Raw genomic sequence first — 12,251 nt, 5'->3', positions numbered from 1 at the left:
CGAAGCGATGATTATGAAATCCAAAAACGAGTGGTTTACCATCGACCGGCTCGATGAAAATTCTTACATCATCAGTGAATACCGTCACTGGGAAGAAACGCACTGTTATCTGCTCTGCGGCACAGAGCGCAGCCTGCTGATTGACACGGGGCTCGGCATTTGCAACATCTCGGAGGAAGTAAAAAAGCTGACGGACAAGCCCGTCACGGCCATCGCAACACATATCCACTGGGATCATATCGGCGGGCATAAATACTACCCGGACTTTTACGCCCATGAAGCGGAACTGAACTGGCTTCGCGGCGGCTTTCCGCTCTCCATGGATACCATCCGGGAAATGGTGGCCGACCGCTGCGATTTTCCCGAGGGCTACGATGTGAGCACCTATGAATTCTTTCAGGGAACGCCCACGCGGGTTTTGAAGGGCGGCGAAGTGATTGACCTTGGCGGACGCAGCATTGAGGTGCTGCACACTCCCGGCCACTCGCCGGGGCATCTGTGCTTTTGGGAAGCCGCACGCGGGTATCTCTTTACCGGTGACCTGGTTTACAAGGACACGCTGTTTGCCTATTATCCCTCCACCGACCCGCAGGCATATCTTACTTCTCTTGAAAAGGTGGCGGCACTGCCGGTAAAGCGCGTGCTTCCCGCGCATCACACGCTGGACATTCAGCCGGAAATTCTGATCCGGATGCGGGATGCGTTCCGAAAGCTCAAGGCCGACGGCAAGCTTCACCATGGCAGCGGAACCTTTGATTACGGCGACTGGGCAGTGTGGCTGTAACGATATTCTCAAGGAATTTTAAAGTGGGAGTATAATTGACTATGACAACAGAACGATTTGAAATTAGCGGCATCCCCGCGATTTGATTACTGGCGGCGTGGGAGCGGGAGAACATTTGAAACGAAGTGTGCGATGAACAACTACGAATGGCTGGACGAATATCTGCTTTCCAAGCCGGGCGCTGCGAAAGATTATAAGCTGGAATTCCGTCTTTCTCGACGGCGCGGTACCAGAGGAAGTGCTGCGTGATCTGTACGACCACTCCTATGAATTGGCGTTTGGAAAACTCACAAAGAAAATGCAGCGGGAAATCACCTGGGAGGCATAATAATGCAGTTTATTGCTCTTTTACGAGGCGTGACGCCCACGGGAAAAAATCGCATCCCCAGCATGGCGTATCTTGCCAAGATTTTGACTGACGCCGGTTTTCACGATGTGCGGACGTACATTCAAAGCGGGAACATTTTATTCGATACAGATCTTTCCCGCGAGGAAGCGGCGGCAAAAATTCACGACGTAATTTTGAACCAGATTGGCGCGGACTTATCCGTCATCCTCAAAATGCGGGAGCAGCTCGCTGTCGCCGCGGCGGAGAATCCCTTTGGCGAAGGCTACGACATTTCCCGCATTCACCTGACCTTCACGAATGATTCGGTGGATGCCGCGAAGGTCAAAACCATCGAGGAAACCGACTTTGGCTACGAGAAGTTTATTCGCGGCAGCGAGTGCTTTTATCTCTACCTGCCCCAAGGGGTGGCGCGCCGGGTACTTTACAGCGGGTATCTCGAAAAGCGCCTCGGCATCACGACCACTACCCGAAAGCTGAGTGTGGTGACGCGCCTGTGCGAGCTGGCGGAATAAGTGAGAAAAAGTGCAACCCGCCCCGATCTTGCGCTGATGCCCGCCGCTGACTGCGTGTGCAGGAAGCGGCGGGCATTCTATTTTCTGCCATTGCCGCCCTGCTGAACATATTCCCACAGAGTGTTGTATTTACTCATACCCGTTCACTCCTGATTTTCAAACATCGGTTCCAGAACCTCTTTGATAAAATCGATTCTGTCCCTGGGGCGCGGCACGAACCGGGACGCGATGGCAATGACCAAATTCTTCGCCGGATTCACATAGATCACGTTTCCGCCGTCGCCCATGGCCGCATAGCTGTGCTCTTCTTCGTCGATGACCCACCACAGGTAGCCATACTTTAGCCCAAGCTCGTCCCAGCGGCTGTGTTCCTTTGTGCTTTCGTCGATCCATTCGGCAGATACGAGCTGTTTGCTGTTCCATGCTCCGCGGTTTAAGTACAGCTGACCGATCTTTGCCATCTCCGTGGGCGTGAGGAAAAGGCCCCAGCCTGCCGTGTTAATCCCCTGCGGGTCCGCGGCCCAGCCGCTGATGTCATTCTCTTTCGTCATAATAGCAAGCTGCTCTTCCTTGCTCTGGAACACCACGTTGCGGTCAACGTGGATGCCCAGCGGCGCAAACAGGTTTTCACGGGCAAAATCGAGCACGGAGCGACCGGTCGCCTTGGTAAGAATTCCCGTCAGAATGTCCGGCCCAATGAGGGGCGTATAGCGGAACTGACCGATCTCACCTTTTCCGCCCAGCAAATCCAGCGCGGCTTTTACCCAGCTTTCGCTTGTGAAATACTTCGTGTATGGTGCCGACTTATATTTATACGGTGCAGTCATAGTCAGAATGTCCCTGATTGTGACGCACTGCGCAGTTTTTTCTCCGCGTTTCACCGTGTAATTCGAAAAAAAGTCCAACACCTTCTGGTCAACGCTGTTGAGATACCCCTGATCGATGGCAATGCCAATCAGCGCATTGACTATGCTCTTCGTCACCGAAAACACATGAAGAGCGCGCTCGGCAGTGTATCCATTGAAGTATCCCTCATATACTGTTTCGCCGTTTTTCTGCACAATGATCCCCGCGATATTGCTGTAGTCGCGGCAAATCGTTTGTTCCAGCTCTGTACTTTTTTCTTGGTTCATACCATCCATTTCCTTTCTTTTGTTTGAAAGGATATCCTCAAAAGAAAGGATATATCCATTAAAAATCATTTGCAAGGGGCATTTAAAATTTTCTTTTAAAAAATTGAAAACTCCGTGTTGGGAGTCGTCTTCTTACGGATTTCCCTGATTCACGATACAATAAACCAACAACAGAGAAGGAGGAGGCAAAGCTGGATCAGCTTCTGAGCATGATGTTTAACCTGGAGCCTCGTCACGCACAGAAGCCCGAATTCGGCGGTCCAATTACCGGACTTCTATAAGTACTATCATTCCATCCCGACCACAGGCACCTAATCCGCACCACTCAAAACAGATTGTTTATCTTAGAGAGGGGTTCGGATTTATACTTTATCTAAAATATTCCATAAACACACTTGACAAACAGGGTTACCCAACTATACGATTAGGGTGACCTTGCTTTTGCTAGGAGGTGTTTTACTGGAAACGGGTAAAAAGAGAGGCCCTAAGACAGGTAATCCGAAGCTGTACAGAATGGCAGTTAAGTATGACGAAGAATGCAAGCAGATATTAAACGCTTATTGCGAGCAGGAAAACGTCAACAAAATGGAAGCTGCCCGGCGTGGGATTAAGAAGTTAAAGGATGACCTCAAAAATAAAAGGAAGCGGCGCCAGCCTTGGGATCAGCACGCCACTTCCCCTACCGACAGATGAGCCAGGATGATGCGAAAGCAGTTCGTAAAGCCCAGGCTTGCCTTTACGCAGTACAATTTGGCAAGTTTGATACAAAGCAGGAGAATAAAACTTGGCCGGAGGAAGCATATGTTTGCAGTTAATACATATGAGCAGATCGAAAAAATGGAGCGTGAGCTTGGTGAGCAGCACATTATAATCTTATTGTTTGTTCGGCCGAGTCTGCAAGGCGCAAAAGAGATCATTGATGAATTTGATTATATCCATTATAATTCCGAAAAGCTCTGTTCGATTTACGCAGTGGGGTACACAAATGATTTGGATCTGGCCAAGACAAATGGGTATGGCAAATTGGATCGCAAGTACGGCGCGGACTGGTATTTTAGCGATAAAGCATTTGTTGAGTTTAAAAACAATCTGGAAAGCAGGCTGAATTGGAAATACTCCGGCGAAATTGAATTAATTGTCCTTCAAAGTAATCCCAACGGGAACCAGATACTGAATTTTCAAAACTATGTGGCCATTGATGTGAATTATGGAATCAGGAATGAATACATCGATTCCTTTCCCAGACTGATGGAATCGCTCATTCGAAGCTCACGTTCAGAAGTTACCGCAACTGAAGCTATGAGAAAAATGGGCCATTCTCGTATTAGTGTAAAAAATGTCGTACTAAACACGATTAAAGAATGCAAAAAAGTGCCGATCCCTGTGAAGAACATTGTGAAAGACCGTTTATTTTATTTGGTATCAACACATAACCTGAATGACTAAGAATTTACGCAACGCTGAACCGATTAAGCTTTTAATAAAACAGGAGGAAGTATGTTTTATTCAACACAGTATTCATCACCCGTAGGAAACCTTACTCTGGCAAGCGACAGTGAGCGCCTTGTCGGCCTATGGATACAGAATCAAAAATACTTTGGCGGCACTGTGGCAAAAAATATGACTGAAAACTCCAACTTGCCAATCTTCACCGCCACAAAAAACTGGCTGGACAAGTATTTTTCGGGTCAAAAACCTGCGATTGCCAATCTTCCTCTGGCGCCGAACGGGAGTGCATTTCGCAAAGCTGTGTGGGACATTCTTTGTGAGATTCCCTATGGTGAAGTCACTACGTATGGTGAGATCGCAAAAAAAATGGCGGTCTGGAGGAATCAGGAGCACATGTCCGCGCAGGCGGTCGGCGGAGCTGTGGGGCATAATCCCATCTCCATTATTATTCCCTGTCATAGGGTCGTGGGGTCAAACGGCAGCTTGACAGGCTACGCCGGCGGCGTTGATCAAAAAATTCGCCTGCTGGAGCACGAGGGCGCAGACCTGTCAAAGTTATTTATCCCGGCAAAAGGAACTGCGCTCTGAAGCGATCTACTCCGTCGCTTTTCCTGTCGCGCCTTTGCTATACGGGTGTGCATCCGCAGCGTGGAGGTGGAAAGGCTAAGAAACGACGCATTCGTTTCTTAGCCTTTTGTGTTATTGCCATTTTTATTTTTATAAAGGTCTTCTGTTCTGCCTAACCTAACGGATCCTCTATCAAGCCGATTCCCGCAGCGCCGGGGCCGGAATGCGCCCCTACGATAATACCAAGCTCACTTTGATGGATCGTTCCGGAAAAACCGGTCACTTTTCTGAAATAATCGATGGCGTAATCGGCGTCTGCTTGGAATCCCGCATTTTGCAGGGTAACAATCACTCGATTCCAATTCGAAATTCGTGATGCAGCAATATCGATCATCGTTTTTAATGAGTTTTTTCTTCCAATAACTGCCTTGCTTGGGCGAACAACTCCATCCACAAATTCACACACCGGCTTAATCTGAACCAGCTTCCCAACAAAAGCGGCTGCGCCCCCGATTCTGCCCCCGGCCTGCATATATTTTAAATGATTGACCACAAACAGCGTATTGATCGTTGTGGCAATCTGATGGATCGTATTGATAATCTCCTGAAACTCTCTGCCGCTATCAATCATTTTGGCAACCGCTATTTCTAACGCGGCTTGTCCGCAGGCACAGGTATTGGAATCAATCACCTCCACCTGTGCATCCGGGTTTTTCTCTGTAAAAGTATTTTTCGCCAAAACTGCATTTTGAAAGCTGGAGGATAATTTCGAAGAGATTGTTGTTACGATATACCGCTTAGCCCCCCTCGCATGCTGTTCCTCAAATACCGTCAGCCAATCATTGATATTGGGAGCAGAGGTTTGGGGAATGTCATCGGGATATTGCTCCATATGCTGATAAAACTCAGCTAAACTACAGTCGACATTTTCCCGACGATAATCCGTTTTCCCAAATTTAAAATAAAAAGGGACTTCTATGATCCCATGCTGTTGCATAAATGGCCTTGGTAATCCTCCCGAAGAGTCTATTATTTGACAAATCATACTTCTCATTTATTCGCATCCCTACTTAGATTGATTCTTTCCGTTACAGCATACCACGGTAACATTTGACTGATAAAGACATGATCACATAAACTTTGTTTTGCGTTATCCTCATTATAGTAGCTCAAAATTTATTTTTCAACCAAACATTGCCATTATACATATTACTGATTCTTTTTCGTTTTCTAAAGATTTTACACCGACGCGGCTTTCCAGTACAAAAACGAACCGCACCCACAAAAAGTGAGTGCGGTTCAAGCTTAAAACCGTTCCACGCCGTCGCACGTGACACGCGCGTAAACCAGAGGCATTTCTGCGGGAGCTTCGTCGCGAATCGTGACAGCGCTTTCAAACAGCTGTTCCGCTTCCGCACAGAGGGAAGCTTCCGAGGTGTAGAACACGGCGATCGGCTCGCCCTTCTTCACCCGATCCCCCACCTTCTTTTGCAGGATGATACCGGCGCTGTAATCGATTGGGTCTTCCTTCTTTTCGCGCCCGGCCCCGAGCTCGACAGAGGCGATTCCGCACTTTTCCGTATCCATGGCATAAAAATATCCGTCCTGCTGGGCGCAGACCTCGTGGCGCACCTTGGCCTTTTGGAATTTGCTGTTGTCGTCCAGAACAGCGGTATCGCCGCCCTGTGCCGCCACCATCTCCTTCAAGCGTTCATAGCCAGCGCCGTTGCGAATTTGCTCCATCGCCATGCGCTTGCATTCTTCGATGCTGCCCTTTCCCGCAAGGTACAGCATATTGGCCGCCAGCTCAATGCAGATGGCCGTCAAGTCAGCAGGGCCATGGCCTCTCAGCGTATCGCACACCTCGCAAATTTCGAGCGAATTGCCGATGGCATTTCCCAGCGGACGGCTCATATCGGTAATCAGTGCGACTGTTCTGCGGCCGACGTGCTCGCCGATCGAAACCATCGCCTCAGCCAGGCGGATGGAATCCTCTACCGTTTTCATAAACGCGCCGCTGCCCGCTTTCACATCCAGCAGGATGCAGTCGGAACCCGCCGCAATCTTCTTGCTCATAATGCTCGAGGCGATCAGCGGGATGCTGTCTACCGTGGCAGTTACATCGCGCAGGGCATACAGCTTTTTATCGGCCGGCACCAGATTGCCCGACTGGCCGATTACACTGACGCCGACCTTGCGGACAATATCGAAGAACCGCTCGCGGTCAAGAAAGGTCTGCATGCCGGGAATTGATTCCATTTTATCGACCGTTCCCCCGGTGTGCCCGAGGCCGCGCCCGCTCATTTTCGCAACCGGAACGCCGAGTGAAGCCACGATCGGCGAGATGACCAGCGTCGTTTTATCCCCAACGCCGCCGGTGCTGTGCTTATCTACCTTAATACCCGGGATGGAGGACAGATCGACCGTATCGCCCGAATTCGCCATGCTCATTGTCAGCGTGGCCGTTTCCTTTGCAGTCATTCCTTTCAAATAAATTGCCATTAAAAGTGCCGAGGCCTGATAATCCGGAATCTCGCCCGCAACATATTTGTGGATAAAGAATTCGATCTCTTCCTTGGTCAGTTCCCCGCCGTCGCGTTTTTTCTCGATAATATCATACATTCTCACTGTGGGTCACCCTTTTCCAATCGTATCGTCAATGCACTTGTTTCTGCCGCATCATGCAAGATCTTTGCCGCTGAAGCCGAGCGGAAGCAGCTCCGCCAGCGTATAAGACTGCCATTCTTCCGGGCTTTTCGCCAGAAGAATCCGGAAGGTGTCAGGGTCACAGAATTCCATCATCACCTGCCGGCAAACGCCGCAGGGCGCACAATATTCGCTGATCGGCTTCCCGTGCTTCCCACCAACAATCGCAATTGCGGCAAAATTGCGCTCGCCGACGCTTACCGCCTTAAAAAAAGCGGTACGCTCCGCGCAGTTGCTGGGGGTATAGGCCGCATTTTCAATGTTGCAGCCCGGATACAGCTTTCCGTCGGCGGTCAGCAGCGCCGCGCCCACAGCAAACCCGGAGTATGGCACGTAGGCCATTTCACGCGCTTCAATTGCCGCTTTTACCAGTTCTTTGTCGTTCATGTAAGCTCCTTCTCTCTGCTGTGATGGCAAAGGGCGGATCACGATCCGCCCTTTGCTTGCTAAAAAACATTCAGATCGTACTAATACTGCCCGCTGGAATCTTCGTTTTTCAGGATCTGAATGATCCGGCTCGTTCCCAAACGGGACGCACCAAGCGAAAGAAAGCGCTCCGCGTCTTCCATGCTTGTAATTCCGCCGGCAGCCTTAATCTTGATACCGGGGCCAACATGCTTTGCAAACAGAGCCACATCCTCAAAGGTTGCACCGCCCGTGGAAAAACCGGTGGAGGTTTTGATAAAGTCCGCGCCGGAGCGTGTGACAACCTCGCACATCCGAATCTTTTCCTCCTCTGTGAGAAGGCAGGTTTCTACGATTACTTTTAAAATACGCCCATCGCAGGCCTGTTTGATCTGCTGGATTTCTTCCGTCACCAGATCATAAAGACCATCCTTAACCCACCCGATATTGATGACCATATCGATTTCATCCGCGCCGTTCTGAACGGCATCCTTCGTTTCAAACGCCTTCACCGCCGTGGTGGAATAACCGTTCGGGAAACCGATGACCGTGCAGACTTGCATCGTGTCGCCTACATATTCCTTGGCCTGCTTTACATAAGAAGCCGGAATGCAGACCGACGCTGTGTGGTAATGTACCGCATCGTCGCACAGCTCTTTGATCTGCTCCCATGTAGCCACCTGTTTGAGCAGGGTATGATCTACCGAACCAACAATTTTAGAAAGTTCCATACGAATCTCCTTCTTTTAGCGTTCTCCCTTTTCATAGGGCAGTCCATCTGATTTCGGGGCAACGGAACGACCAACAAAGAGAACCAGCACAATAATTGTTAATATATACGGCAGCATGGCCAGAATCTGGCTCGGGATCGTCACGCTGCTGTCGCTGCCGCCGAGTACGACCGTAAGGGCCTGCGCCATGCCAAACAGCATGCACGCGCCATACGCGCCATACGGCGTCCATTTGCCGAAGATTACCGCTGCCAGCGCGATAAAACCCTGACCGCTGATGGCTGTTTGATTGAACTGAGAGATAATCGCCAGCGTCATGGAAGCGCCGCCGAAGCCAGCCATTACACCGGACAGCAGAACGCAGAGATACCGCGTGCGGGTCACATGGATGCCGAGGGTATCCGCCGCTGCCGGGTATTCACCCACGGAACGGATGCGAAGGCCCCATTTGGTTTTGTAGAGTACAAACCAGACAACCACCGTTGCAATGAGGGCAAGAAGAACCGTTACGTCAACATTCAGGCTTTCCGCCGGTGTACCTTGAAACGCATTTTCGCCGAACAGCTTCGGCAGCGTTTTTACGGGAGGCGTCATCGCCGCCTTGTCAAACAAAAGGCGGCAGAAGAACAGCGCAAAGCCGGGGCCGAGCAGGTTGATGGCGATGCCGGAAATCGTCTGATCCGCGTTAAAGGTGACGGAAGCAATGGCATGCAAAAGGGCGATCGCCGCTCCTGCCGCGCCAGCGGCCAGAAAACCAAGCCAGGGGTTGCCGGTAAAATAGCTGACCGACGCCGCCGCTAGGGCGCCCACCGTCATCATACCTTCAATACCGATATTGACCACACCGGCGCGCTCTGAGATCACACCGCCCAGCGCACCGAACACCAGAGGAGTGGAATACATCATTGTAATTCCGACCAAAAGCAAAAAATTAGTTAACATGTTCGGCACCCCTCTTTCCCAATCTGTCCGCCAGAACCGGAACAATCCGAGTCAGGGCCACAAAGAACACAATCGTACCGATCATGATGTTGATAATTTCGGTCGGTGCGCCAACCACCTGCTGAACGCTCTGCCCGCCGTACAGCAGCCCACCAAACAAAAGTCCCGCAAACACGCAGCCAACCGGAGAGGAACCGGCAATCAGTGCCACCGAAAGACCGTTAAAGCCGTTGTTTTCAAACGCGGCCAATGTAGAGATGCCGTGCGGCGCCGTGCCCGTAATCGTGAGCGCGCCCGCCAGACCGGAAAGCGCACCAGCGATCAGCATGGCGTCGATAATATTTCGGCTGACATTGATGCCGGAGAATTCTGCCGCGTCGCGGTTAAAGCCAACGGCGCGCAGCTCATACCCCTTAGTGGAACGGTACAGAAGAACCCAGATCACCGCGACCATAACAATCGCGATCAAAATTCCGAAATTCACGTCTGTACGGATCAGCATGTCGTACAGCCACTTGTGGGGCCTCAAAGCCTGCGTTCCCTCAGAGGAAACCTTCCACTGTGGGAGCAGCATCGTGTAGCTCGACGCATTCACCGGCAGGCTGGCGGTGGAATTCGGCTTATGATAGGCCTGCGAATTGACAATAAAATTGCAAAGGTACAGGCCGATCCAGTTCAGCATGATGCTGGTAATGACCTCATGAATCCCGAACCTTGCCTTCAAAAGACCCACCATTCCGCCAAACAGAGCGCCGCCCAGAACACCGGCCAGCACAACAATTGGGATCTGGAGTACCGGAGCCAGATCGAGCTTAACGCCCACCAAAACGGAAAAAACAGTGCCCGCAATGTACTGCCCCTCGGCGCCGATGTTGAACAGGCCTGTTTTATAGGCGAACGCCACGGAGAGACCCGTCAGAATAATGGGTGTTGCCTTAATGATCACATTGGAAATGTATTTTGGTTTAGAGAAAATTCCATTGAACAGCGCGCCGAACGCCTCAATGGGATTGTACCCCGCCAGAACCAGGACAATCGCCGCTACCAAAAAGCCGAACAGCACGGCAATCAGCGTGGAGGTGATTGGTTTTTTCAGTATTTTAACCAGCGTTTTCATTCCGCTCGCCTCCCGCCATTAATAATCCGACCGTGTTCTCGTCGGCTTCCTCCTGTGTGAAGGTGCCGGTAATCGCCCCATCGTAAATCACGCAAACGGTATCGGCCACATTCAGGATTTCATCCAGCTCCAGTGAAATCAGCAGAATACCCTTGCCTTTGTCGCGTTCCTGCACCAGCATTTTATGTACATACTCAATCGCGCCCACATCGAGGCCGCGGGTGGGCTGCACGGCGATCAAAAGATCGGGATCGTTGGAGATTTCTCTGGCGATGATCACCTTTTGCTGGTTGCCGCCCGAAAGGCCGCGGGCGGGATGATCTTCGCAATCCGCCGGGCGGATGTCGTAGTCCGCTACCAAACGCTTTGCGTAGGAGGTAATTTTGTCCAGCAGCAGCATGCCGCGCCTGCTGAATTCGCCGCTGCGGTATTTTTCCAGCACAGAATTTTCCGCCACGGTGAACGGCATTACCAGGCCGCGGCGCTGGCGGTCCTCATGAATGGTCGAAATTTTATGTTCAATGACGTTGCGCGGTGTCGTATTCTGGATTTCGGCCCCATTGATCTGAATGGTGCCGCTGTCCACTTTTGTCAGGCAGGTAATTGCCTCTACCAGCTCTTTTTGACCGTTTCCGTCAACGCCGGCAATCCCGACAATTTCGCCTCTGCGTACGCGAAGCGAAAGATTCTTGACCGCTTCGAGTCCGCGTTCGTCCTTTACTGTCAGATTTTTAATTTCAAAAACCACATCGCCGGGCTCGGCAGGCTTTTTGTCTACCACCAGCTTGACCTGATGTCCCACCATTTTCGTTGCAAGCTCTTCTTCGCTGACATCGGCCACCGGGAACGTGTCGATATATTGGCCGCGGCGAATAATCGTACAAACATCGGACGACGATTTGATTTCTTTCAGCTTATGGGTAATGATGATGATCGTTTTCCCACCCGCAGCCAGGCCGCGCATGATTTCGATCAGCTCTGCGATTTCCTGTGGGGTTAAAACTGCAGTCGGCTCGTCCAAAATCAGGATGTCCGCACCGCGGTACAGCGCCTTTAAAATTTCAACACGCTGCTGCATCCCTACGGAAATATCTTCAATTTTGGCGTCGGGGTCAACCTCAAGACCGTATTCCTTTACGATCTTCAGAACCTCCTCGCGCGCTTTTTTCATATCGAGGACGCCGAATTGACCCGTTACTTCTTTCCCGAGAATAATGTTTTCGGTAACTGTAAAATTGTCTACCAGCATAAAGTGCTGGTGAACCATCCCGATGCCGCGCGCAATGGCATCGTTCGGGTTTTTGATGGCGACTTTTTCGCCGTTTAAATAAACTTCACCGGCATCAGCCTGATACAGGCCGTAAAGCACATTCATCAGGGTACTTTTCCCGGCGCCGTTCTCGCCCAAAATGGCGTGAATCGATCCTTTTTTGACATCCAGATGCACCTGATCAAGGGCGCAAAAGGAACCAAATGTTTTCACAATACCGTGCATCTGTACTGCGTATTCCGGACTGATTTCCATAGTAAATCTCCCCTAACCTTGCGTTCTCTCT

The 12,251-nt window shown here is 50.8% G+C and carries 13 protein-coding genes; 5 read left to right on the top strand and 8 right to left on the bottom strand.

What is annotated here, in order from left to right; genetic code table 11:
* Positions 1-7: 7 nt before the first annotated feature.
* Both QOS46_RS13380 and QOS46_RS13370 read left to right on the top strand, forming a co-directional pair.
* On the top strand, positions 8-784 hold the full coding sequence (locus QOS46_RS13380) for an MBL fold metallo-hydrolase (protein WP_333782979.1): 777 nt from the start codon (positions 8-10) through the stop codon (positions 782-784).
* 330 nt (positions 785-1,114) lie between these two features.
* On the top strand, positions 1,115-1,645 hold the full coding sequence (locus QOS46_RS13370) for a DUF1697 domain-containing protein (protein WP_283610483.1): 531 nt from the start codon (positions 1,115-1,117) through the stop codon (positions 1,643-1,645).
* 143 nt (positions 1,646-1,788) lie between these two features.
* On the opposite strand, the gene QOS46_RS13365 is transcribed toward QOS46_RS13370, so the two are convergent.
* Positions 1,789-2,778: a serine hydrolase domain-containing protein gene (locus QOS46_RS13365; protein ID WP_283610482.1), complete on the bottom strand. Its 990-nt coding sequence runs from the start codon at positions 2,776-2,778 to the stop codon at positions 1,789-1,791.
* A 513-nt stretch (positions 2,779-3,291) separates the two neighbouring features.
* On the opposite strand from QOS46_RS13365, the gene QOS46_RS13360 reads away from it, so the two are divergent.
* The 3 genes from QOS46_RS13360 (at position 3,292) to QOS46_RS13350 (ending at position 4,815) form a co-directional block, all read left to right on the top strand.
* Positions 3,292-3,471: a hypothetical protein gene (locus QOS46_RS13360; RefSeq protein ID WP_283610859.1), complete on the top strand. Its 180-nt coding sequence runs from the start codon at positions 3,292-3,294 to the stop codon at positions 3,469-3,471.
* 108 nt (positions 3,472-3,579) lie between these two features.
* The gene (locus QOS46_RS13355; RefSeq protein ID WP_283610480.1) at positions 3,580-4,224 is read left to right on the top strand and encodes a hypothetical protein; all 645 of its coding nucleotides are present in this window, start codon (positions 3,580-3,582) and stop codon (positions 4,222-4,224) included.
* A gap of 51 nt (positions 4,225-4,275) precedes the next feature.
* On the top strand, positions 4,276-4,815 hold the full coding sequence (locus QOS46_RS13350; protein ID WP_283610479.1) for a methylated-DNA--[protein]-cysteine S-methyltransferase: 540 nt from the start codon (positions 4,276-4,278) through the stop codon (positions 4,813-4,815).
* Positions 4,816-4,966: 151 nt separating this feature from the next.
* Here QOS46_RS13350 and QOS46_RS13345 read toward each other — a convergent pair whose 3' ends face one another.
* The 7 genes from QOS46_RS13345 to QOS46_RS13315 all read right to left on the bottom strand — a co-directional run bounded on the left by QOS46_RS13345 (position 4,967) and on the right by QOS46_RS13315 (position 12,220).
* Positions 4,967-5,839: a DegV family protein gene (locus QOS46_RS13345; RefSeq protein ID WP_283610849.1), complete on the bottom strand. Its 873-nt coding sequence runs from the start codon at positions 5,837-5,839 to the stop codon at positions 4,967-4,969.
* 260 nt (positions 5,840-6,099) lie between these two features.
* Positions 6,100-7,416, bottom strand: a complete 1,317-nt coding sequence (locus tag QOS46_RS13340; protein ID WP_333782984.1) for a pyrimidine-nucleoside phosphorylase — start codon at positions 7,414-7,416, stop codon at positions 6,100-6,102.
* 57 nt (positions 7,417-7,473) lie between these two features.
* Positions 7,474-7,887 carry a cytidine deaminase gene (locus QOS46_RS13335; protein WP_283610475.1) on the bottom strand — a complete coding sequence of 138 codons (414 nt, stop codon included), beginning with the start codon at positions 7,885-7,887 and terminating at the stop codon, positions 7,474-7,476.
* Positions 7,888-7,967: 80 nt separating this feature from the next.
* Complete coding sequence (gene deoC / locus QOS46_RS13330; protein ID WP_283610473.1) at positions 7,968-8,636, bottom strand: deoxyribose-phosphate aldolase; 669 nt, start codon at positions 8,634-8,636, stop codon at positions 7,968-7,970.
* A gap of 15 nt (positions 8,637-8,651) precedes the next feature.
* Positions 8,652-9,578 (bottom strand): ABC transporter permease, encoded by a 927-nt coding sequence (locus tag QOS46_RS13325; protein WP_283610472.1) that lies wholly within the window; start codon positions 9,576-9,578, stop codon positions 8,652-8,654.
* Positions 9,568-10,695: an ABC transporter permease gene (locus QOS46_RS13320; protein WP_283610470.1), complete on the bottom strand. Its 1,128-nt coding sequence runs from the start codon at positions 10,693-10,695 to the stop codon at positions 9,568-9,570. The genes QOS46_RS13325 and QOS46_RS13320 overlap by 11 nt, the downstream gene beginning before the upstream one ends.
* Positions 10,679-12,220, bottom strand: coding sequence for an ABC transporter ATP-binding protein (locus QOS46_RS13315; RefSeq protein WP_283610468.1), 1,542 nt, complete (start codon positions 12,218-12,220; stop codon positions 10,679-10,681). The genes QOS46_RS13320 and QOS46_RS13315 overlap by 17 nt, the downstream gene beginning before the upstream one ends.
* Positions 12,221-12,251: the final 31 nt, after the last annotated feature.

Source organism: Faecalispora anaeroviscerum (genome assembly GCF_947568225.1).
Classification (GTDB): domain Bacteria; phylum Bacillota; class Clostridia; order Oscillospirales; family Acutalibacteraceae; genus Faecalispora; species Faecalispora anaeroviscerum.
The sequence above is the reverse complement of the archived record's forward strand: the minus strand, read 5'-3'. Positions and strand labels throughout refer to the sequence as shown.

What these genes read in the sequence shown, in the direction of transcription:
- QOS46_RS13350 (WP_283610479.1), top strand. Translation starts at nt 4,276, where the DNA reads ATGTTTTATTCAACACAGTATTCATCACCCGTAGGAAACCTTACTCTG.
- QOS46_RS13320 (WP_283610470.1), bottom strand. Translation starts at nt 10,695, where the DNA reads ATGAAAACGCTGGTTAAAATACTGAAAAAACCAATCACCTCCACGCTG.
- QOS46_RS13380 (WP_333782979.1), top strand. Translation starts at nt 8, where the DNA reads ATGATTATGAAATCCAAAAACGAGTGGTTTACCATCGACCGGCTCGAT.
- QOS46_RS13340 (WP_333782984.1), bottom strand. Translation starts at nt 7,416, where the DNA reads ATGTATGATATTATCGAGAAAAAACGCGACGGCGGGGAACTGACCAAG.
- QOS46_RS13325 (WP_283610472.1), bottom strand. Translation starts at nt 9,578, where the DNA reads ATGTTAACTAATTTTTTGCTTTTGGTCGGAATTACAATGATGTATTCC.
- QOS46_RS13315 (WP_283610468.1), bottom strand. Translation starts at nt 12,220, where the DNA reads ATGGAAATCAGTCCGGAATACGCAGTACAGATGCACGGTATTGTGAAA.
- QOS46_RS13335 (WP_283610475.1), bottom strand. Translation starts at nt 7,887, where the DNA reads ATGAACGACAAAGAACTGGTAAAAGCGGCAATTGAAGCGCGTGAAATG.
- QOS46_RS13360 (WP_283610859.1), top strand. Translation starts at nt 3,292, where the DNA reads ATGGCAGTTAAGTATGACGAAGAATGCAAGCAGATATTAAACGCTTAT.
- QOS46_RS13365 (WP_283610482.1), bottom strand. Translation starts at nt 2,778, where the DNA reads ATGAACCAAGAAAAAAGTACAGAGCTGGAACAAACGATTTGCCGCGAC.
- deoC (WP_283610473.1), bottom strand. Translation starts at nt 8,636, where the DNA reads ATGGAACTTTCTAAAATTGTTGGTTCGGTAGATCATACCCTGCTCAAA.
- QOS46_RS13355 (WP_283610480.1), top strand. Translation starts at nt 3,580, where the DNA reads ATGTTTGCAGTTAATACATATGAGCAGATCGAAAAAATGGAGCGTGAG.
- QOS46_RS13370 (WP_283610483.1), top strand. Translation starts at nt 1,115, where the DNA reads ATGCAGTTTATTGCTCTTTTACGAGGCGTGACGCCCACGGGAAAAAAT.
- QOS46_RS13345 (WP_283610849.1), bottom strand. Translation starts at nt 5,839, where the DNA reads ATGATTTGTCAAATAATAGACTCTTCGGGAGGATTACCAAGGCCATTT.